Raw genomic sequence first — 23,662 nt, forward strand, 5'->3', positions numbered from 1 at the left:
TTGCAACCGGATTACGCGGACCAGTCTACTTTTATCAAATATCCGTCCAAATGCCAAAACCACAAAATTGGTGACAGTATATCATTTTTACCTAATAAAAAGCGGGTAAAAATGCTTCTGCGCACGCTAATCTGGCAGAGCCGGCAAGACAGAACATGAAAAAAGCTGACCCGGAGGTCAGCCTTTTTTATGAAAATCGGGGTAATGAAACGATTAATGGTGGCTGTGCTGGTGCGCAGATACCATTTCAGTAAATTCTTCCGCACCGATCGCTTTGTCGGCAGGATTTACCTTGGTTTCAGCCCATTCGAATATTTTTTGCGCCTGGATGCGGTTGTAAGCATCTTCCACATACTTGCGGTCTTTCATCATCTTCTCCACGTAATCATTTACCCAGGGCTGATCTTCCATGCCATTTGCACCTGCGCCCATGTTGCTCATGTAACCAAACAATTGCTGTTTGGCGAATGAACGCAACTCATCAGGCTGTACCTGGATACCGTTGTCATTCACGATCTTGTCAGAGATCAGGGTCCACTTCAACTGGTTGCGGAAAGTGGGGAATTCTTTTTCAACTTCTTCTTCCGTTTTGGGAGCACCGCCTTCCGCTTCCGGTTGTGTGCGCAGCCATTTCTTCAGGAAGGTTTCAGGGAACTCCACTGCAGTATGATCTACCAGTTGGTGAAATACCTGGTCGTGGATCTGGTTGCGTGACTGGCCAGCCCAATATGCTTCGATTTCTTCGCGGATTTTGTTGCGGAAATCACTTTCAGTTTTTACGTCCTGACCGGGATAGAGTTGCTCAAAGAAACCTTCTTCCAGTTCTTTCTTTTCCAGCAGGCCAACTTTGGTGATGCGGATGCTGAACTCTTTGCCGGCGTCTTCTTTGGTCAGACCCAGATCGCCCAGGATCACTTCCAGTTCTTTATCGTCGAATGCTTTTTCCAGTTGAACCGTTACTTCATCGCCGGCTTTCTTTCCTTGCAGTGAAGGGCGGAAGCTTTCGCTGAAATATTTTACGAGCAAGGAGTTTTCTTTATTTACACCGCCTTCTTTTTCTGCGCCGTTTTCCGTTTCAACGAAGGTTACGTTCAGTACGTTGTCGTCAGCGTTAACGGTTTCTTCGTCTTTCATGTTGCCGTAACGGTTCTGCAAACGGGTGATCTCGTTGTCGATCATTTCGTCGGTTACATTCACCTTGTAGTTGGTGATAGCTGCTTTGGACAGTTCGGGCAGTTGGAAATCGGGTTTCAGTCCTACTTCAAAATGGAACGTATAGTCGCTGGGATTATTCACGTCGAGTTGGCTGATATCAGTGTCGAGGGGCAATGGTTGAGCGAAGATCTCTACTTTGTCCTGCTGAAGATGACCTACCAGCTCGCGGTCAACGGAGCGCAGTACTTCGTCGGTGAACAAAGAAGGGCCGTACATCTTTTTGATCAGACCGGCGGGCACCATTCCTTTACGGAAACCGGGAATGTTTGCTTTTTTACTGTATTCCTTAAGCGCCTTCTCAAAAGAAGGGAGGTAATCAGATTTCTCCAGCTTTACGGAGATCTTTTCGTGCAATGGGCCAATGCTCTCTTTCGTGATCGTTGCCATAAAATAATTTATATAAATGTAACAGCCCCCTGAAGGGAACTGTTTTTGCTGTCCGGATGGAGGGACTCGAACCCCCACACCTTGCGGCATCAGATCCTAAGTCTGACGTGTCTACCAATTCCACCACATCCGGGAAACGGGCTGCAAATGTAGGATTTTTGCGGGGAACAACCTTTTTCCGGCGAAATGGCTTTCAATTTTTTTATGGGAGTAAAAAATTTTCAACAAAACCTAACAATAAGTTAAAAAGTTGTAGGTTTAGGTCAAGCCATCAGCAAACGCAGCTACCGTTCACTACTGCCTGCTTTCCACCTCCAGAGGAATCCGATCCGGAAAAACCGCTTGACTAATAGCGTTTTAAACAAATACACACACTGCACATGAGAAAAGTAACTTTACTCCTGGCCGTCATTTGTATTGTCGTGACGGCAAAATCACAAAATCCTGCTACCGTTTTTTTTATTGCCAATGACACCGTGCGCGTTCCCTGCGGTGCCAGTTGTGCCACCATCAGTTTCCAGGTGCCACACATCAAACAGACCAGTACGTACACGGTCACTAATCCACAGTACCTGCCTTACGCGTACAAAACCGCTGCGGGTACCGAACTCACAGCGCTTTACACCGATGACCGCTTCAGTGCGGCCATTCCTTTTCCGATTGGTTTCAGTTTTTGCTTCTACGGCATCGATTACAGTTCCGCCGTGGTCGGTTCCAATTCCATTATCACTTTCAATGCCAGCCACGCCGGGCAGACCAATGCATGGCCGCTGGCCACCAATTCCGGAAATGGTACACCGATACCTATTCCTTATGCCGGAGGTTCATCGAATACAGCGTCTCCCGCTTATTATCCGGGTGCCAGTATTATGGGCCCTTACCATGATGTTTATCCCACCAATACCTACGGGGGCGAACGAAAAATTGAATGGCGTGTGGAAGGCACAGCGCCCAAACGCCGCTTTATCGCCAGCTACAACCAGGTGCCTTTGTTCGATTGCGAAGATATTACGGCTACCAGCCAGATGGTTATTTATGAAAATACAGGGATCGTTGAAGTATATGTAAAGGACAAACCAATTTGCCCGGGCTGGAATTCTGGTCTTGCCATTCTTGGTGTACAGAATGCAACGCGCGACAATGCCGTGACGGCCCCCGGCAAAAATGCCACCGTATGGGGGCGTGCAGGCATGGATTCCTGTTTCCGCTTTGTACCCTCGGGCGGCACACCTATGTTTAAAAGAGCAGAATTACTGCTCAACAACGTCGTCATTGCGACCAATACTACTGATACATCGTCTGCCGCAGGTGCGATGCTTAATGTGAATTTTGCCAACGTATGTCCCACTGCCGACAGCACGGCTTACGGTGTGCGGGTGGTATATGCTTCCTGTAGCAATCCCAACATCGAGGTGTCATTCCTTGATACCATCTACGTCAAGAAAAGCGTACCCATCGTGGCCAGTGTAACCTCGGTGAATCCAACCTGTACCGCAGGCGGATCGATCACTGTTCAGGCGAGCGGCGGTGCGCCCCCGCTATCCTACAGCATCAACAACGGTACCACCACACAGCCGGGTAACGTATTCAGCAATGTACAGGCGGGTACTTACAATGTGGTTGTAACCGATGCAGCGGGCTTCTGCCGTTTCACGCAAACCGCAACCCTTACATTGCAGGGGGCGGTTACGGTGAATGCCGGAGCCGACACTGCCATATGTACCGGCGCATCTTTCACGCGCGGAGCCGTTTCCAATGCCACCACTTACAGTTGGTCACCAACCACCGGAGTAAGTGCGCCTACATCGCCGGCACCCGTATTCTCTCCAACACAAACAACCACCTATACGGTAACGGCGAGCACGGCTAACTGTACGGCTACAGACGCATTTGTTGTGACCGTAGCGCCGGGCGCCACGATCGATGCCGGTCCGGATGCATTCGTCATTACCGGCCAGCAATACACGATGCAGGCCAGCGGTTCCACCGGTTCTTATTTGTGGTCGCCCTCTGCGGGACTGAGTTCCGCCACGGTATTGAATCCAACCGTTTCCCTCAACCAAACCACCACGTATACATTGGAAGTGACCACACCACAGGGATGTAAAGCAACAGACCAGGTAACACTTACGCTGCTGCCCAACTGTCTGCGCCCGATGGAAGCCTTTACACCCAATGGTGATGGCGTGAATGATCTCTGGCTGGTGACAACCGGCTCCTGCCTGAAGAGCGCAGACGTGCAGGTGTTCAACCGTTATGGCGCCAAAGTGTATGAATCCAGGGACTACCGGAATACATGGGATGGCACCTATAAAGGCAAACCACTGGCTGACGGAACCTACTATTTCGTGATCAGCTATGAGCTTGTCAACGGTAAAAAAGAGCATCTCAAAGGAAACCTCACCATTCTCCGCTAACCCTATTGTCAACCAAGCAAAACACACGACATGAAACGTTTTATCGCAATCATATCAGTGCTGGTGCTGGGTGTTTCGGATACCCGGGCGCAGCAGATCGCAACATCCTCTCTTTACGACATGCAGGGTGTATTTCACAATCCATCCGTGGCAGGCGTCAATAAGTATGGTTCTATTGGTGCTACTTACCGCAGTATGTGGAGCGGCATCGATGGCAGTCCCAAAACAACAACCGTATTTGGTTCGGCTTACCTGCCTTCCGTAAAACTCGGATTGGGCGGTTATCTCTACAACGATGTAACGGGACCAACGCGGCGGACGGGTTTACAGATGGCCTATGCCTATCATGTGCCTTTGCAGAATGACGCAAGTTTTTCACTGGGCATCGAAGGTCGTTTTCAGCAATACAGCATCGACAAAGGAAAGCTGAGTGAATCGCTTGGCGCCAATGATCCGGTGCTGGCGGGCGCGGGCAACCGTTTTTCTGCTGACGCGGGTTTTGGCCTGAGCTATACCTCCCGGAAATTTCAGGCAGGCGCATCGGTGGCCAACCTGATCCAATCCAAACTTGATTTTTATTCCGGCAATCTGTCGCGCTCGGAGACGGGACGGCTTTACCGCCACTACTATTTCCACAGCCGCTACAATTGGGATGTGGATGGCAATACGGTGATCACGCCGAATATTTTATTCATTTATCTGCCGAATGCGCCACTTGAATTCCAGGGCGGCGCAAGGGTGGAGCACCGTGAAGTATTCTGGTGGGGCGTGAGTATGCGTTTGCGCCAGAGCTGGATGCTCTCAGCCGGGGTGAAAGTGAAGAAAAAACTGGTATTAGGCTATTCGTTTGATATCTACAGTACGCCGCTGAGTATTTATGACCGCGGGAGCAATGCGCATGAGATCCTGCTGAGGTATGATTTTTTGAAATGAGTGCAGGGTAAAGCAGCCGTTATAAGTTGTAAGTAATAAGTGAAGCAGCCGTTCCAACTGGCCCCTGAAGTTATCGAAGGGCCAGTGGGAACGGCTGTGTTGTTCACCATTCACGATTGCCCATTCACAATTCACCTGTTTTCAGTAAATTCGTAGTTGATGGAAACTGTTGCTCAAGTCCCCCGCTATAACCTCAATGAAGAACAGGAAAGAAAGCTGATTCTGAGGGAATACCGTTCACTGTTGCGCTCGCTGAAGCTGAAATTAAAGCCCGGCGACAAAGACCTGCTGCGCGTGGCTTTTGAAATGGCCGCCGACGCTCACAGGACCATGCGCCGCAAAAGCGGTGAACCGTACATCCTGCACCCGCTGGCCGTATCCAAAATATGCGTGGAAGAAATTGGATTGGGGGTACGCTCTTCTATCTGTGCATTGCTGCACGATACGGTTGAAGATACCGATGTAACCCTTGAAGATGTGGAACGCGAATTTGGCAACGAAATCGCCAGGATCGTGGACGGTCTTACCAAAATTTCCAACGTCATCGATGTGAATGCTTCGGCGCAGGCGGAAAATTTCAAGAAAATTCTGCTGACCCTCACGGATGATCCGCGGGTGATCCTGATCAAACTGGCCGACCGCCTGCACAACATGCGTACACTCGAAAGCATGAAACGCGAAAAACAACTCAAGATCGCGTCAGAGACCGTGTACGTATACGCACCGCTCGCACACCGGATGGGGTTGTACAACATCAAGACGGAAATGGAAGATCTGGCCATGAAATACATGGAGCCGGAAACCTATAAGGAAATTGCCCGCAAACTGGCTGAAACCAAACGTGAGCGCACCAAATACATTAATGAGTTCATCCGGCCTATCAAAGAAAAACTCGAGAAAGGACATTTCAATTTTGAGATACAGGGCCGTCCCAAAAGCATTCATTCCATTTCCAATAAAATAAAAAAGAAAGGTGTCAGCTTCGAGGAGGTCTATGATCTCTTTGCTATCCGCATCATCCTCGATTCTCCTCCGGAAAAAGAAAAAGAGGATTGCTGGAAAGTGTACTCGATGATCACTGATGAATACACACCGTCACCCGAGCGACTGCGCGACTGGTTGAGCAATCCGAAATCAAACGGGTATGAAGCTTTGCACACAACGGTAATGGGACCACAGGGCAGATGGGTGGAAGTACAGATCCGCACCAAACGGATGAATGAAATCGCAGAAAAAGGCCTGGCTGCCCACTGGAAATACAAAGAAGGTGCGGCCGATGAAAGCCGCTTCGATAAATGGTTTCAGCAGATCCGCGAAATGATCGGCAACCAGGAAACCGACAGTATTGATTTTCTGCAGGACTTCAAAACAAGCTTTCTTGCAGAAGAGATTTATGTGTACACGCCGAAAGGGGATGTTAAAATGCTGCCGGTTGACAGCACCGCGCTGGACTTTGCCTTCTCAATCCACAGTGCCATTGGTGTGAAAACTATCGGCGCGAAGGTGAATCATAAATTAGTGCCTATCAGTCACAAGCTGCGCAGTGGCGACCAGGTAGAGATCATCACCAGCAGCAAACAGCAACCGTCTGAGGACTGGTTGTCGTTTGTGGTAACGGCCAAAGCAAGAGGGCGGATCAAGGACGCGCTCAAAGAGGAAAAAAAGAAAGTAGCCGATGAAGGCAAATACACGCTGCAACGCAAGCTCGAAGGCATTGGCGCCAGCATGCAGCAACCGAATATAGACGAACTGGTGCAGCATTACAAACTGTCATCGAATCTCGAACTGTTTTACCAGATCGCAATCAAGAACATCGACCTGAAAGAGCTGAAGGATTTCAAAGTGACCGGCGACCGGATAGAAGCGCCGAAACCACTGAAACCAGTGACGGAACATAAGCACGACAACCTTCCATCGCAGCTCGCTCACAACAACAACAAGAAAGATGCGGAGCTGATCATCTTCGGCGAAAGCAGCGACAAAATCGTGTACAACCTGGCTAACTGCTGCAAGCCTATTCCGGGTGATGATGTATTTGGATTTGTTACAACCGGTAAAGGGCTTACTATTCACCGGACCAATTGTCCCAATGCTACTAAGCTCTTGTCGAACTATGGACATCGCGTGGTGAAAACGAAATGGGCGAAGAATAAAGAGATATCCTTTCTTACGGGCGTGAAGATTGTAGGAATGGATGATGTGGGCGTGGTAAATAAGATTACGATGCTGATATCCGGGGAACTGCGTGTAAACATTGCTGCGCTTACGATTGAAGCACGAGAAGGTCTTTTCGAAGGTAATATCCGCTTATACGTGCACGATAAGGAAGAGCTGGATCACCTGGTGCAAAGCCTGCGGGCGCTGCCAGGTATCGAGTCAGTGGAGCGATATGATACAGAAGATATTCCAAATTAAAAGAATACAAACCGGCTTTTGAACTTAACGACCTAGCGATCAGGTCGTTATTTTTTTTGTCCCTTTATGAAGCCCGTAAAATGGGTAAAAAAAATATAACCTTTTCTTTACAAATCAGGCTGGTATTGAGGTGTAGTAATAACTTTTCCTTAACTTCAGAACTCCTTTAGGGGCTGAAAAATACACGAAACACACACACTACACATCGCTGCTATGAGATTGAAACTGGTAAGACTAACCATGACTATTCTCTTTTTGATGGGTCTGGTTAATCTCTCTTCTTCACAAAACTGCTTTAATACCGGCTTAAACAATACAGTTGTCAACCTGCCATGCGGGCAAAACTGTGTAAATGTTCCGGTGCGGATTCCACACCTGAAAGCGACAACGGATTATAGCGTGGCACCAAGGCCGTATACTCCGTATGCTTATGTTACACCGGGCGGAAACGTGCCAACAGAAACCTATGTGGATGACCAATTCAGCCACCTGCTTTCGCTGCCGTTTAATTTTTGTTTTTATGGCAATACGTATAATCAGTTCGTAATCGGCTCCAATGGCGTGGTAACCTTTGATGCCACGAAGGCCGATTGTAAAAACGACTGGGATATCCGCACGAACCCGATCCCGTTTATCGGAACGGGCACCTGTGCAAGTCAGAGTGACAAACAATATCCGCCGCTGGCGATTTTTGGTGTCTTTCATGATATAGACCCCAACAGCGACCCGCCGCCCGGCCGCAAGATTGAATGGAGGGTAGAAGGTTCAGCACCCTGCCGTCGCCTGATCGTCAGTTTCAATGAAGTGCCTCTCTTCGGTGACGAAGATTCGATTCATACCTCACAAATAGTGATGTATGAGTCTACCGGTGTGATCGATGTATTCATCAAAGACAAGCCAACTGATCCGGGTGACTGGAATGATAACCTGGCTATTCTCGGCGTACAGAAAGATGCAACACTCGCCACCGCCGCCCCCGGTAAAAATGCTACTGTATGGAACGAACATAATACTGCCTACACTTTTGTTCCGTCAGGCGGCACATCGCGTTTTGTGCGATGTGAAGTACTCGATATCAACCACAATTTTATAGCCCTTGGCGATACCGTTACCACGGTACAGGGCATGCTGGATGTCACTTTCCCCTCTTTTTGTCCGACTGCCAATACGGAACGTTTTGTGATCCGCACTACATTCGCCGCCTGCGACGGTCCGGGCACGCAGCTCGTAAGCCTGGATACTATTACGGTAAACAAAAGCACCTTGCTGGCCTCCGCCACCATGACGCAAACGGCTTGCGGTGCCACCGGCACCGGCACCATCACCGTTACGGTTCCTCCTGTTTCCGGAACAGGACCATTTACTTACACACTTGATGGCGGCACACCTGTAACCGGGCCATCTCCCTATACCTTCACCGGATTGCTCGGTGGCCCGCATACTATTCTTGTAACCAATGCAGACGGATCATGCAGCAGCACGGTCAACATCACGGTTACTTCAACAGGTGTATTAGCTACGACAGTTACACCTACTCCTACCAATTGTGTAGGTTCACCTTCGGGAACCGTTACGGTAAATGCCCCCAATTCCATTGCACCGCTTACTTATACACTTACACCTGAAGCCACGCCAACTGCACCCGTAGTACAAACCGGCAATAACGTGTTTACAGGTCTTGCGCCCGGTAACTATTTTGTTTCGGTGGTGGATGCTGCAGGATGCCGAGCCACCAATATTCCGGTAACAGTAACGCAGGGTCCTGCATTACAGGTAACGGCTACTCCTTATGCCACATCCTGCACAGGGGCCAACAATGGCCGCATTGAAATAAGTGTTCCCGGTGGCACACCCACCATTGAATACCGCATCAACTTCGGTCCCTGGCAGACCAGTAATATTTTCAGCGGTCTCGCACCCGGCACCTACTTCATCGATGTGCGCGATGGTGCGGGCTGTACGGCCAGCTTTATTCCGGTAACTGTTGATGCAGGTACGGGAACGGTGACCGGAACCGCTGTTGCTACCGCTACATCCTGTGCGGGTGTAAACAACGGAACGATTACGGTAACGCCCACCAATGGAAGCGGGCCTTATGAATACAATATCAACGGAGGTGCCTGGCAGACCAGCAACGTGTTTACAGGTCTTGCGCCGGGCAACTACACGGTGCTCATTCGCGAAAACGGCCTTTGTACTTCGGTAAATATTTCAGTAACGGTTACCGCAGGCAGTGGCCTCACGGCAACGCTGACACCAACCGGTACAACCTGTGCGGGTGTCAACAACGGACAGATCGTGGTGAATGTTACGAGTACAAACGGTACGGCACCGTATACTTATACCCTGGATGGTGGTACACCCGTTACGGGCCAGCCTTCGCCTTACACCTTTACAGGTCTTGCGCCGGGCAGTCATTCGGTAACGGTGCGTGATGCCAATGGTTGTACTACCACCGCAGCAGTGACCACCACCGTGGCAGCAGGTGCAGGATTGACCGCTACACTCACACCAACCGGTACAACCTGTGCAGGCGTAAGCAACGGACAGATCGTGGTGAATGTAACCAGTACAAACGGTACGGCTCCTTATACCTATACATTGGATGGAGGTACGCCGGTTACCGGTCAGCCTTCGCCTTACACATTTACCGGTGTTGCCTCCGGCAGTCATTCGGTAACGGTGCGTGATGCCAATGGTTGTACTACCACCGCAGCAGTAACTACCACGGTGGCAGCAGGTGCAGGATTGACTGCTACACTTACACCGGCCGGCACAACCTGCGCGGGCGTAAGCAACGGACAGATCGTGGTGAATGTAACCAGTACAAATGGTACGGCTCCTTATACCTATACGTTGGATGGAGGCACGCCGGTTGCCGGTCAGCCTTCACCTTACACGTTTACCGGTGTTGCCTCCGGCAGTCACTCGGTAACGGTGCGTGATGCCAATGGCTGTACTACCACCGCAGCAGTTACTACCACAGTGGCAGCAGGTGCCGGGTTGACAGCTACCATCACTCCAACCGGTACAACCTGCGCGGGAGTTAACAATGGACAGATCGCGGTGGCTGTTACCGGAACCAATGGTACGGCTCCTTATTCCTATACATTGGATGGAGGCACGCCTGTTCCAGGCCAGCCTGCCAACTATACCTTTACGAACGTATCATCCGGCAGCCATACAGTTGTAGTAAGAGATGCCAATGGTTGTTCTACGTCAGCGGCACTCACCACCACCGTGACATCAGGCGCCGGTCTTACCGCTACACTTACACCAACAGGTACAACCTGTCCGGGTGTTACTAATGGTCAGATTGCAGTGGCGGTAACGGGCACGAATGGTACAGCACCTTATTCTTATACGCTGGACGGCGGTACACCTGTTACGGGTCAGCCTGCCAACTATACATTTACTAACGTGGCAGCGGGCAGCCATTCGGTAACCATTACCGACGCGAATGGTTGTGCCACAGCAGCGGCTATCACTACCAACGTGGCAACCGGTACGGGTTATACGGCTACCGTTACGCCAAGTCCTACGGGATGTGCAGGGGTTAACAATGGTCAGATTACCGTGCAACCACAGGCACCGGGTACGGCACCATTTACGTTTGAATTGAACCCGGGCGCAATAATACAAACGGGCAATACCGCCACCTTTACCGGCCTGGCGCCTGCCACTAACTATGTGGTGACTGTCAGGGATGTCAATGGATGTACCTATACTTCATCTGCCGTTACCGTTACTTCCGGTACAGGACTGATCGCTTCGGCTACCACGCAGGCTACTTCCTGTTCGGGTATCAACAATGGCCAGATCACGGTTACCACAAATGGTACTGCTCCGTTCAGTTTTGTGCTGGATGGCGGCGCACCGGTGACCGGCAATTCACCTTATACATTTACCGGTCTTGCTGCCGGCCCACATACTATTTCCATCATGGATGGAAGCGGATGTATCACCACTACGCCCGTGAATGCCATGATAGCAACGGGTACAGGTTTCACTGCTACATCGGCTGTAAGCAATGTGTCTTGTTCGGGAGGTAACGACGGAAGCATTACCGTAACAATAGGTACCGCGGGAACAGCGCCGTATACTTATCTGCTGAATGGCACTGTGGCACCTGGTGGTACCACGGCAACAAGCGCTACCTTCAGCGGACTGGCAGCAAGTACTAACAACTATGTGGTGATCACTGATAATGCGGGATGTACATTCCGTATCGACAATATCAATGTTACGCAACCGCCGGTACTTGCGGCAACAGCAGCTACGCAGGCAGTGAAATGTAATGGTGCTGCTGACGGTCAGATCACCGTTACCGCAACAGGTGGCACCACACCGTATGAATATTCTCTCAATAGTACAACATGGCAACCGGGTAATACATTCACTGTTGCTGCCGGAGGATATACTGTTTATGTGCGCGACGCAAAAGGGTGTATTGTTTCTGTTGCAAACGTAACCGTAACCCAGCCGAACGCACTCAACGCAACTGTATCAGCCGTTACGCCAGCAACCTGTGCGGGCGGTGCAGACGGTACTATCCAGGTAGCGGCTACCGGTGGCACGGCTCCTTATCAATATGCGATAGGAAGCGGAACGCTCCAAAGCTCCAATACGTTGAATGCAGCGCAAGGTACTTATACCATCAATGTGCGTGATGCCAATGGTTGTACTTTCCAGATCACCGGTGTAACGGTTGGATTGAATGACAATCTTACCTATACACCAATGGTCGATCCTGCGCCAATCTGCGAAGGCCAGCAGGTGCAGCTTTCTATTACATCTAATGCCACGCAATTTGCGTGGACACCAACCAATAAACTGAGTAGTGCAAGTGTTGCTAATCCTGTTGCCAACCCAACCACTACCACCACTTATTCGGTGACGATGACACTGGGCGTTTGTACGCGCACAGATGATGTGGTGGTGACGGTATGGCCCGCACCGGTTCCGAATGCCGGGGCAGATGGCGAGATCTGCTTTGGTCAGGATTTCCAATTGAATGGTTCCGGTGGCGCAACCTACACCTGGACGCCATCAGACTACCTGAGTTCTGCAACCGATCCTAATCCGCGCGTGGTGCATCCTGACAAAACGATCACCTACACATTGAATGTAACAGATGCGAACGGCTGTCCGTCGCTGATCAGCGATCAGGTCAAACTGACGGTAACGCCTCCTTTCCAGGTACTCACTTACCCGCGCGATACAGTGGTATATGACAACGTGCGTGTGCCATTGCTGGCAGTGGCTTACGATCCTTCACCCACATTTGATGCCTCAACCGTGAGTTATAACTGGTCGCCGGCAACGGGCCTGAACAATCCGGGTATTGCTGATCCGGAGGCTACCAGTTCGGCTATCGGCGACGAGATCACCTACACCGTGTCGGCGTCCACACCGGCGGGTTGCCAGGGCAAAGGTTTTGTAACGATCAAAGTGTACAAAGGACCGGAACTCTATACGCCCACAGGCTTTACACCAAACAATGATGGACGCAATGATACATTCTTCCCATTCCCGGTTGGTGTGAAAACACTTAACTACTTCAGGGTGTACAACCGCTGGGGACAAGTGATGTTCTCCACTACCACGCTCAACAAAGGCTGGGACGGTAAATTCGGCGGCGTTGACCAGCCCACCGGCGTGTATGTCTGGATGGCAGAAGGTGTGACCCTCGACGGGCAGAAAATCACGAGAAAGGGCTCCGTAACCCTCATTCGTTAGTGAGAGAAAAATTTTTACTGAATATTTTGCAAGCCACCGGATTTTTATTCGGTGGCTTTTTGCTGATCGCCTATTTTTGCGCCGGAACAGCAATGTATTCCAAACTCCGAACTGTACCGGCCGTTCAATGTCGTACGGCTCATAAATACATCAACATGGTAGACGTAATTCTCGGCCTCCAGTGGGGCGATGAAGGAAAAGGAAAGATCGTAGATTATTTCGCGAAAGACTATGACGTGGTCGCCCGTTTTCAGGGAGGCCCGAATGCCGGCCACACCCTGTATGTACAGGACAAAAAAGTGGTCCTGCATCAGATTCCTTCAGGTGTTTTTCACGCCAACAAGCTGAACCTTATCGGCAACGGCGTAGTGCTGGACCCGGTTACCCTGCGTAAAGAATGCGCCACCGTGTCTTCTTTTGGTATCGATCTGAAGAAAAACCTGTTTATTTCCGAACGCACACATCTGATCCTGCCGACACACCGCGCACTCGACAAAGCAGCGGAACTGGCAAAAGGAAACGACAAGATCGGTTCCACGCTGAAAGGTATCGGACCGACCTATATGGATAAAACAGGCCGCAACGGTCTGCGTGTGGGGGATCTGCTGGATAAAAATTTTACCACGCAATACATCAAACTGCGTTTGAAACACCAGAAGTTGCTGGATAACTTCCAGTTTAATGAGGATATTTCGAGCTGGGAAGAAGAATTTTTCGAGGCGCTCGAGTTTCTGCGCGAACTGAACATTGTAAACGGAGAATATTTCATCAACGAACAACTTGCCAATGGCAAAAGAGTATTGGCAGAAGGAGCACAGGGCAGTATGCTGGATATCGACTTCGGCACATTCCCCTTCGTAACTTCTTCCAACACGGTGTCTGCAGGCGTATGCAGCGGCCTTGGTGTGGCTCCGCAAAAGATCCGCGACGTATTTGGTGTAACCAAAGCTTATTGCACCCGCGTAGGGAGCGGACCGTTCCCTACAGAACTGGAAGACGAAACAGGTGAGCGCCTGCGCAAGATTGGCAATGAATTTGGGGCAACTACAGGACGTCCGCGCCGTTGCGGCTGGATCGACCTGGTGGCGCTGAATTTCGCCTGCATGATCAACGGCGTTACGAAAATTGTGATGACCAAAGCGGATGTCCTTGACGCATTTGAAGAATTACAGGTGTGTACGTCTTACGATCTGAACGGAAAACAGTCGAAACAGATTCCTTTCCGTCTCGAAAAACAAAAGCTGACACCTGTATACGAGCAATTCAAAGGCTGGAACACACCTACCAGCGAAGTAAGAGATTTCGGATCGTTGCCGCAGACCATGAAAGAATATGTAGCGTTCATCAACCAATACCTGGGTGTAGACGTGCATTTTATTTCCAATGGTCCCGGACGGGATCAATTGATCGCTATCTGACCTGAAAAGGAGATAAACTCCTGAAAATGATGAAATAAATTACGGGGAAACGGCAGAAATGCAAATGCAGCAAAAGCGGATTTCCCTGAGGCAGAAAATAGAAAAAATCTGTTTTAAAAATTTGGCGGATTAAAAACTTCGCTGAAATTTTACATCAAACTATATTTGGCCATGGCAAAGGCAAAAAAAGCAACAGAACAAGCAGAGACCGGTAAAGAGTCGGTAAAGAAAGCATCTTCCAAACCCAAGAAAGAGCGTGAGGAAGAATTGGAAGACGATGAATTGCTGGATGATGAAGACGATGTAGAAGTGCCAAAGAAAGGTGCAAAAGCTTCTTCGAAAAAGTCAGGTGATGATGAGGACGAGGACGATGAAGACGTTGATGACGACAAAGACGATTGGGAAAAAGTAGAAGAAGAAGATAGCTGGGATCCTGACTTTGATGAGTTCGATATTCCGAAATCAAAAGGCAAGAAAGCAGCCGGTGGCGGCGGTAGTCGTAAAGAAGAAGAGGATGATGATTTCAAAATTGATGACGAATTCAAAGATCTCTTCAACGATTCCGACGATTTTGACGACAACGAAGATGATGACTTTTAACCGACGACGTTAACCGTTGCGCGAGCATCATTTCTATAAATGTATTCAGTCAAACAATTTCCCGCCGGTGACTTCCGGCAAACGAAACAAAAGGTGCTGAACTGGCTTCAACAGTTCGGCACCTTCTGCTTTCTGGATAGTCATCATTATAAAATAACACCGCATGCGCAGGAATGCCTTGCCGGTGCAGGCATACGCCGCGAATTATCGGCGCCTGTCGGACATGCCCTGGAAGCGCTTGAACGTTTTTTAAAAGAAAAAGAAAACGATGCCTGGCTGTTCGGACACCTTTCCTACGACATAAAAAATGAACTGGCGCCGCTTCGCAGCGTTTATGCAGACAAAAGCGGTTTCCCCGGTCTGTATTTTTTTGAACCGGCTGTTGTGGTAAAACTCACCGGCGAAGAAATCCGGATATATGCCGATGACCCGGATGACATATATAAAGCGATAGAAGCGCAACCCGCAGAACTTCTGTCCATACACGAGCCGCTCCGGCTTTCGCAGCGACTGAGCCGCGAAGAGTATGTGCGTACCGTACGGCAATTGCAGGAGCATATCCGCAGAGGCGATTGCTACGAGATCAATTTCTGCCAGGAATTTTATGCAGAGAAAAAAGGTCTTGATCCATTACATCTTTACCAACGCCTGGGAGAAATATCACCGAGCCCTTTTTCTGCTTTTTACCGCCACCGGGATGCATGGCTCATGAGCGCCAGTCCGGAACGGTTTTTACTCCGGCAGGGTGACCGGCTCATCGCGCAGCCGATAAAAGGGACGGCTCCGCGTGTTGCCGGTGATGCAATAGCCGATCAACAAAGCCGCGAAGCATTACGCAACAGTGAAAAAGACAAAGCGGAAAACGTGATGATCGTAGACCTGATGCGCAACGATCTTTCGCGTGTGTGCGAACAGGGCTCGGTAGGCGTGGATGAATTATTCGGTATTTATTCTTATCCCCAGGTGCATCAGATGATCTCAACGATTAGCGGAAAGGTGGATCGCACGAAGAGTTTCACCGATATCATCCGCGCCTGTTTCCCGATGGGCTCCATGACCGGTGCTCCCAAACAGCGCGTGATGGAACTGATCGATCAGTATGAGACCATGCGCCGCGGAATATTTTCGGGAGCTGTTGGCTATATGGCACCGGGCGGCGATTTCGATTTCAACGTGGTGATCCGCAGTCTGCTTTACAATGCACATACAGGCTACCTTTCGGCACCGGCCGGCTCTGCCATTACTTTTTACAGTGATGCGGATAATGAATGGGAGGAATGCCTGCTTAAGGTCAAGGGACTGAACGCCGTTTTGTCTTAAAGCTTGAAGTCGGGATTCAACAGCATTTGTACAGATGCCTGCAGAATATCATTCTTGCGGGCGAGGAACAATTCCATTTTTTCTTCGGGCAGTCGCATCTGGTAATTGGTGGAAGAGCCCAGCGTTCTGTCGAGCGTCGGATTCAGGCGGTTAAAAGCCTGCTCATCCATTTCCACATACTTGGCAATTGCGCGGGAATTGTAACGGCCACTGATGTTGTGCGTTTTCAGGTTGGTGCCGTTGTTTTCAGAGGTCTTGAATACAGCCTGTGTTGCTGCTATATCGGTGTTGCCTCCGCCAGCGAGCCATTCACCTGCTTCCGCTTTGGTAAGCGTGGTAATGCCGCCCTGACCTTCCATGATATAATGTGTGGCGATGAATTTCTTTACATGATTGCGCGACTCGGCGGGCAGGTATTGCTGCAGCATCCAGAAATCGCGGCTGCCGCTTTTGGCAATTGCTGAATTTACTTTTCCGGGACCTCCGTTGTAGGCGGCAATGACCAGCAGCCAGTCGCCATACATGTCATAGAGCTTGGTAAGATATTTAGACGCGGCATGTGTGCTCTTCTGGTAGTCGCGGCGTTCGTCGTATTTTTTGGAAACGTGTAATCCCATGTTGCGGGCGGTTGCCGGCATAAACTGCCAGGGACCTACCGCACCGGCCCAGGAGCGGGCATTGGCTTTGAGTTGGGACTCAATAACAGCGAGGTATTTCAGTTCGATAGGAAGGCCATATTGCGTGAGGATGCCATCCATCATGTCGAAATAAGGTTTGCCCCAGCCTTTCATGTCTTCCAGGCTTTCACCGAAACGGTCAACGTAATCTTCCACGAAGTTTACTGCAAGGGGATTCAGCTGCATGGTGTTGACACCAACGGCAGCAGTACTATTAATAAAAAGATCTGAAAAACCTTTTTTTGGATCCTGCAGCGCATGCACGGCAGGGAGGGAATCGTTTATGCCCGCTGTATCGGAAAGATGGATACTGTCCTGCGGAACAGTAATGTCTCTTGTCTCAACTCCTTTAGCTTCTGAAAAGGAAGCGAACAAAACGGTAAAAACAGCCGAAACTGCCATTCTTTTGAACATGCCTTCGAAAATTTAATTTTTTGAAATTAATCTCTTAAATGCGATGTCGCAGATGCTCTGGTCAGTTTTCCCGGTTCGTCAGCAACTCATGGGAAAAGCGCAGCAAAGATAACTCATTCTGCCGGCTTGCCATAGCCTGCAGGCCGAACCGCATGCCATTATTATGCCGGAAAAGGGGGAGTGAAATGGCCGGAATGCCCGCAAGATTAGCCATAACTGTATAAATATCAGCCAGGTACATGGCTATTGGGTCTTCGGTTTTCTCGCCGCGGCGAAAAGCGGTAGTTGGGGCCGTTGGCAGGATAATAAAGTCGAAGTCGTTGAAAATCAGCTCTATCTTAGTTGTTAAAAGTTTCCTTACTTTTTGTGCACGTGTGAAGTATGCGTCGTAGTAACCGGCGCTGAGGACGAAGGTGCCCAACATGATGCGGCGTTTCACCTCTTTGCCGAAGCCTTCGGATCTTGTTTTCTTGTAAAAATCCACCAGGTCGGTTACCGGTTTTTCCGTCCGGTGGCCATAACGAACGCCATCGTAGCGTGACAAATTAGAGGACGCCTCCGCAGTGGTGAGCACATAATAGGAGGGAACGATATAATCCATGAGATCAAAGTTCACCGGTTGCACATGGTGTCCTTCGTTTTTCAGGGATTCGAGACGTTTATAAATTGCGTCTCTTATTTCGGGATCGAGGCTGGGATGGTCGAGGGCTTCGGGGAAATAAGCGATGCGGTAGGGTGTTTTGGGCGTATCGAGCTCTTTGGAATAGGCATCGGGTTGTTGGCGGCTGGCGGTACTGTCGGCTACATCCGGACCGGCCATGATCTCGAGGAGCAGGGCGGTATCGGGAATATTGGTAGAAAAAATACCGATCTGATCGAAGGAGGAGGCATAAGCGATCAGTCCGTAGCGGGAAATGCGTCCGTAGCCCGGTTTAAAGCCCACTATGCCACAAAAATCTGCCGGCTGACGCACTGAGCCTCCGGTATCGCTGCCCAGGGAAACCATGCAGAGGCCGGCCTGAACGGCAACGGCGCTTCCGCCGGAAGATCCGCCTGGTACGCGGGATTCGTCGTCGGCGTTGAGCACAGGCCCGTAAACGGTGTGTTCGTTGGTAGAACCCATTGCAAACTCATCGCAGTTGAGGCTGCCGATGATAATGGCTTCTTCGTCGAGTAATTTTTTAATGGCGGTAGCGGAATAAATGGCTTCGAAGCCCTGGAGAATTCCCGAGGCTGCGGTAAGCGGATGACCTTCGTGGGAGATAACGTCTTTTACCCCGATTACTACGCCGTGGAGGCGTCCGGTAGTTTTCCCTTCTTTACGGAGTGTATCGAGTTCTTTTGCACGTGCAAGGGCCTCCGCTTCGTACACTGCCACGTAGGCATTTAAGTGCCGGGTAGCAGCTATCTGGCGGAGGTAATGCTCGACCGCTTCGACACAGGTCGTGTGACCCTGTGTCAGTTGGGATTGGTAGTGGGAAATGGAAGAATAAACGAACAAAAACCTAAGCGTTTACGCCGAAGAGGATTATTTAACTTCTGTGCTGTTACGGATATCGTTAGAGCTTTCCTCAATTTCTTTCTTCACATTTGTCTTGGCGTCATTGAATTCACGCACACCCTTACCCAGGCCGCGCATCAGTTCGGGAATTTTACGACCTCCGAACAACAGCAGCACGATGATGAGGATGATGATGATTTCATTGGTGCCTAATACACCGAGGAGATTAAACTGTGCCATAATTTCCAAATTAGAGCCCAAAGATACTAAGAGGTTTAATTATCGGGGGATATATTTTGCTCCTGGCTTTTGGGATTGTTTTAAAGGATAGTTATACGTTTTAGTAATAGGTTGTAGGTGTAAGGCCCGACACTTCGGGCTAAGGCCTAAGGTGAACAGCCGTTATCGGTTTTTAATTCAATAACCTGTTCACGATTGACTATTCACCATTCACGCCGATTTTGACTTTTCAATTTTGACTTTTAAATTCTTCTAACATATACGTCAGCTTTCCGGTTTAAGTTTTACACAAAAAAAATCCCCGCAGTAAATGCGGGGACCTTGTATTCGTTGGGTGTGTAGCTGAATTATTTCGCAGCAGTAGCAACAGCCATGCGCTTTTCGCGGATACGTGCGCTTTTACCGCTTCTCTTACGCTGGTAGAACAGCTTGGCGCGGCGAACGTGACCTGTTTTATTCAGTACAACTGATTCAACATTCGGAGAGTAGAAAGGGAATACACGCTCAACACCGATTCCGTCAGAAATCTTACGAACGGTGAAGCTCGCTGTAGCGCCAGTTCCCTGTTTTTTGATAACGTCACCTTTGAAAGACTGGATACGTTCCTTGCTTCCTTCGATGATTTTATAGTTTACAGTTACGTTGTCACCTGCTTTAAAGCGGGGGAATTCTTTCTTTCCGGTTAACTGCTCGTGTACGTATGCTACAGCGCTCATGATGCTTATTTTTAAGGATGGCAAAGGTAGGGGAAAAGATTTAAAAAACTAAAATCATTTTACCGTCCTTTCTCTTTTTTGTTTGATGTTATTTGACTGCCAGTTACTTATCTGGCAACGTTTACTGCTCTTTTTTCCCGGATCACCGTTACTTTGATCTGACCGGGGAATGTCATTTCGGTCTGGATCTTCTGCGCTATTTCAAAAGACAGGCGGTCGGAGTCCTGGTCGCTTACTTTTTCTGATTCCACGATTACCCGCAGTTCGCGGCCGGCCTGGATCGCGTAGGCTTTTTCCACACCGTTGTAGCTCATGGCCAGGTTTTCCAGGTCCTTGATCCGCTGCAGGTATTGCTGCATGATTTCTCGGCGGGCGCCGGGACGGGCACCGCTGATGGCGTCACAGGCCTGTACGATGGGGGAAATCACATATTGCATTTCCATTTCATCGTGGTGGGCACCAATGGCGTTTACTACTGCAGGATTTTCACCATATTTCTCTGCCAGCTTGGCTCCGAGGAGTGCGTGGCTCAGTTCACTTTCTTCATCCGGTACTTTACCGATATCGTGCAGGAGACCGGCTCTTTTCGCCAGTTTCACATTCAATCCGAGTTCAGATGCCATGATCGCACAGAGATTCGCAGTTTCGCGGCTGTGCATCAGCAGGTTTTGTCCGTATGAGGAGCGGAAACGCATCCGTCCCACCATGCGCACCAGTTCTTTGTGCATGCCATGGATGCCGAGTTCGATTACGGTTCTCTCACCGATTTCCATTACCTGTTCTTCGATCTGCTTGCGGGTTTTTTCCACCACTTCTTCGATACGTGCCGGGTGAATACGGCCATCGGTTACCAGGCGCTGAAGGCTGAGGCGTGCAATCTCGCGGCGCAGCGGGTCGAAGCAAGACAGCAGGATTGCCTCGGGGGTATCGTCCACGATCAGGTCTACGCCGGTAGCGGCTTCGAGCGCGCGGATATTACGCCCTTCGCGGCCGATGATCTGACCTTTTACCTCATCGCTTTCCAGGTTGAAAACGGTAATGGAGTTTTCGATAGCTTGTTCCGCAGCAGTACGCTGGATCGTTTGGATAATGATCTTGCGGGCTTCTTTATTCGCTTTTTGTTTGGCGTCGTCGATTATTTCCTGTTGAATGCCAATAGCTTGTGTGTGCGCCTCATTGCGCAGGCTTTCCACGATCTGGTTTTTGGCTTCTTCGGCTGTAAGACCAGCGATCTTTTCAAGCCGGCGGATATGCTCTTCCTGGTGCTTTTCGAGTTCTGTACGTTTGTTATTGACTACCTCGATCTGGCGGTTCAGGTTTTCCTTGATGGTATCGTTTTCCTTGAGTTGTTTTTCCAGGCTGGCCTCTTTCTGACTGAGCGTCTGCTCTTTCTGGCGGATCCGGTTTTCAGAATCGTTTATTTTCCGGTTACGCTCGGTTACTTCTTTTTCGTGGGCGGCTTTCAGTTGAACAAACTTCTCTTTCGCTTCTAATTCCTTCTCTTTCCGGATGTTTTCAGCTTTGAGCTGCGCTTCTTTGGTAATATTTTGGGCGTGTAATTCAGCTTCTTCTATTTTTTGTTGGGTGTTTTTGGCAAAAATGAATTTACCCGCAACAACGCCCACCACCAGGGCGATTGCTCCAATGATGAGGGATATGACGATTGGGTCCATGAATCTGTTGTTTAATTTGTTCCAAAATGAATAGGGTTTATTCTGCAATTCATTCTAACGCAGATGCTTGTCCCTGACGAACAGGCAATGTAGCGAAGATAAGAGACTAATTCGAAAAAAGGAGGGACAAATATGCGTGAGCTTAGATATGTAAACGAATACCAACCCGGTTACCAGCAAAGCATGATAAGCAACCGGGTCGGTATCAACAGGATCAGCGACGGCTGTAGTTCGGAGATTCTTTGGTGATTTCCACGTCGTGCGCGTGGCTTTCGCGCATACCGGCGTTGGTGATCTTGATAAACTGGGCGTTTTTCAGATCGGTAATGCTGGCTGCTCCGCAATATCCCATACCGGCACGCAGGCCGCCAACGTATTGGTAAACGATTTCCTTCAAAGTGCCTTTGTAAGCTACCCGGCCTTCAATGCCTTCGGGAACGAATTTCTTCACATCATCTTCCGGATCCTGGAAGTAACGGTCGCTGCTGCCGGTAGCCATGGCTCCGAGTGACCCCATTCCGCGGTATTCCTTGAATTTTCTTCCTTCATATATAATGGTTTCACCGGGGCTTTCCTCGGTGCCGGCGAAAATGCTGCCCATCATTACGCAATTGGCGCCTGCGGCGAGGGCCTTCACCATGTCGCCGGTATAACGGATGCCGCCGTCGGCGATGATCGGGATATTTTTCGCTTTGAGCACGGAATAAGCTTCCATGACGGCAGTAAGTTGTGGTACACCTGCACCGGCCACAATACGCGTAGTACAGATGGAACCCGGCCCGATGCCCACTTTCACAGCATCGGCTCCTGCATCGGCCAAGGCTTTGGCGCCTGCGGCCGTACCTACGTTGCCGGCAATGACATTAATATTTTTAAATGTTTTCTTGACCTTTTTCAGTGCGTCGATCACTCCTCTGCTGTGGCCGTGTGCACTGTCGAGCGCAATTACATCTACGCCGGTATGCTGCAAGGCCGCAACACGGTCCATCAGATCGCTGGTGATACCAACGCCGGCACCGACGAGGAGGCGCCCGAACGAATCTTTCAATGCGTTGGGAAAACTTTGTAATTGCAGAATATCGCGGTAGGTGATCAGTCCGATCAGTTTGCGCGAGCGGTTGACTACCGGAAGTTTTTCGATTTTATAATTGCGTAGAATGTTCTCGGCTTTCTTGAGGTCGGTGCCTTCGGGAGCAGTGATCAGGTTTTCGGTGGTCATCACTTCGCGGATTTTCCGGCTTTTGTTTTCTTCAAAGCGCAGATCGCGGTTGGTGAGGATACCTGCCAGTCGTCCGGCTTTGTCAACAATGGGAATGCCGCCGATCCTGTTTTCTTTCATCAACCGCAGGGCGTCTCCGATGGTGGCATTTTCGTCGAGTGTTATCGGATCGAGGATCATTCCGCTTTCGCTACGTTTTACTCTGCGTACCTGCTCAGCCTGTTTTTCAATGGTCATGTTTTTGTGCAGGATACCGAGGCCACCTTCGCGGGCCAGCGCCATGGCCAGTCCTGCTTCGGTAACGGTGTCCATTGCAGCAGACAGAATAGGAACTTTCAGGGTAATATCGCGAGTCAGTTTACTATGGATATTGACGTCGCGGGGCAGCACCTGGCTGTAGCCGGGAACCAGCAATACATCGTCAAATGTTAAACCTTCGCCTAATACTTTGGGGGATTTGCTTGAGGAAGCGGAAGAAATTCTTGTTGCCATGTGCAAAGATAGTACGACACCCCGTTATGCGCCAAATTTTTTGATAGAGAGCGCTCGCCTGCGGCGAAATGTGCAAATATGGAAATGTGGAAATATGAAAATGGTTGGCAGTGTATAGGAAGTGTGTTTTTTCACTCATTGAAATTTTCACATTTCCACATGGCCCCGCCGAAGGCGGGCGCATCTTCACATTTTGCCAAAGACAAAAGGGGGTGAAAAAACGGGTGCATTTGCCAGAAAATACGCCTTGTCTCCGGTTGCAAATTGCCGCAATTTTACCACCGCT

14 protein-coding genes and 1 tRNA gene are annotated in these 23,662 nt (G+C 49.8%); 7 read left to right on the top strand and 8 right to left on the bottom strand.

The genetic code is table 11. From position 1 onward, the window contains the following. Positions 1-213: 213 nt before the first annotated feature. Positions 214-1,602, bottom strand: a complete 1,389-nt coding sequence (gene tig, locus H608_RS0115110; RefSeq protein WP_028788412.1) for a trigger factor — start codon at positions 1,600-1,602, stop codon at positions 214-216. 51 nt (positions 1,603-1,653) lie between these two features. Continuing rightward, positions 1,654-1,735, bottom strand: a tRNA-Leu gene (locus H608_RS0115115). A 247-nt stretch (positions 1,736-1,982) separates the two neighbouring features. On the opposite strand from H608_RS0115115, the gene H608_RS0115120 reads away from it, so the two are divergent. The 7 genes from H608_RS0115120 (at position 1,983) to H608_RS0115150 (ending at position 16,444) form a co-directional block, all read left to right on the top strand. Next, positions 1,983-4,019, top strand: coding sequence for a T9SS type B sorting domain-containing protein (locus H608_RS0115120; RefSeq protein ID WP_028788413.1), 2,037 nt, complete (start codon positions 1,983-1,985; stop codon positions 4,017-4,019). A gap of 30 nt (positions 4,020-4,049) precedes the next feature. Beyond that, positions 4,050-4,952: a PorP/SprF family type IX secretion system membrane protein gene (locus tag H608_RS23780; RefSeq protein WP_028788414.1), complete on the top strand. Its 903-nt coding sequence runs from the start codon at positions 4,050-4,052 to the stop codon at positions 4,950-4,952. 159 nt (positions 4,953-5,111) lie between these two features. Further along, positions 5,112-7,367 (top strand): RelA/SpoT family protein, encoded by a 2,256-nt coding sequence (locus tag H608_RS0115130; protein WP_028788415.1) that lies wholly within the window; start codon positions 5,112-5,114, stop codon positions 7,365-7,367. A 213-nt stretch (positions 7,368-7,580) separates the two neighbouring features. Continuing rightward, positions 7,581-13,106 carry a T9SS type B sorting domain-containing protein gene (locus tag H608_RS0115135; protein ID WP_081658910.1) on the top strand — a complete coding sequence of 1,842 codons (5,526 nt, stop codon included), beginning with the start codon at positions 7,581-7,583 and terminating at the stop codon, positions 13,104-13,106. A gap of 155 nt (positions 13,107-13,261) precedes the next feature. Continuing rightward, positions 13,262-14,524 (top strand): adenylosuccinate synthase, encoded by a 1,263-nt coding sequence (locus tag H608_RS0115140; protein ID WP_028788417.1) that lies wholly within the window; start codon positions 13,262-13,264, stop codon positions 14,522-14,524. A 171-nt stretch (positions 14,525-14,695) separates the two neighbouring features. Next, positions 14,696-15,124: a hypothetical protein gene (locus tag H608_RS0115145; RefSeq protein ID WP_028788418.1), complete on the top strand. Its 429-nt coding sequence runs from the start codon at positions 14,696-14,698 to the stop codon at positions 15,122-15,124. Between the two features lie 39 nt (positions 15,125-15,163). Beyond that, entirely contained in the window at positions 15,164-16,444 is a 1,281-nt protein-coding gene (locus H608_RS0115150; protein WP_028788419.1) for an anthranilate synthase component I family protein, read from the top strand. Here H608_RS0115150 and H608_RS22560 read toward each other — a convergent pair. From H608_RS22560 to guaB, 6 genes are all read right to left on the bottom strand, one after another. Then, a complete protein-coding gene (locus tag H608_RS22560) occupies positions 16,441-17,535 on the bottom strand; it encodes a lytic transglycosylase domain-containing protein (protein ID WP_245565766.1) in 1,095 nt (364 codons plus the stop codon). The two genes, H608_RS0115150 and H608_RS22560, sit on opposite strands and share 4 nt — an antisense overlap. A gap of 61 nt (positions 17,536-17,596) precedes the next feature. Further along, on the bottom strand, positions 17,597-19,036 hold the full coding sequence (gene gatA / locus H608_RS0115160) for an Asp-tRNA(Asn)/Glu-tRNA(Gln) amidotransferase subunit GatA (protein ID WP_028788420.1): 1,440 nt from the start codon (positions 19,034-19,036) through the stop codon (positions 17,597-17,599). A gap of 27 nt (positions 19,037-19,063) precedes the next feature. Then, positions 19,064-19,276: a Sec-independent protein translocase subunit TatA/TatB gene (locus H608_RS0115165; RefSeq protein ID WP_028788421.1), complete on the bottom strand. Its 213-nt coding sequence runs from the start codon at positions 19,274-19,276 to the stop codon at positions 19,064-19,066. 347 nt (positions 19,277-19,623) lie between these two features. Further along, positions 19,624-19,992, bottom strand: coding sequence for a 50S ribosomal protein L19 (gene rplS / locus H608_RS0115170; protein ID WP_038008659.1), 369 nt, complete (start codon positions 19,990-19,992; stop codon positions 19,624-19,626). A gap of 107 nt (positions 19,993-20,099) precedes the next feature. Then, on the bottom strand, positions 20,100-21,665 hold the full coding sequence (gene rny, locus H608_RS0115175; protein ID WP_028788423.1) for a ribonuclease Y: 1,566 nt from the start codon (positions 21,663-21,665) through the stop codon (positions 20,100-20,102). Between the two features lie 214 nt (positions 21,666-21,879). Continuing rightward, entirely contained in the window at positions 21,880-23,376 is a 1,497-nt protein-coding gene (gene guaB, locus H608_RS0115180; RefSeq protein ID WP_028788424.1) for an IMP dehydrogenase, read from the bottom strand. Positions 23,377-23,662: the final 286 nt, after the last annotated feature.

This window comes from Terrimonas ferruginea DSM 30193, from assembly GCF_000425585.1.
Lineage (GTDB): Bacteria > Bacteroidota > Bacteroidia > Chitinophagales > Chitinophagaceae > Terrimonas > Terrimonas ferruginea.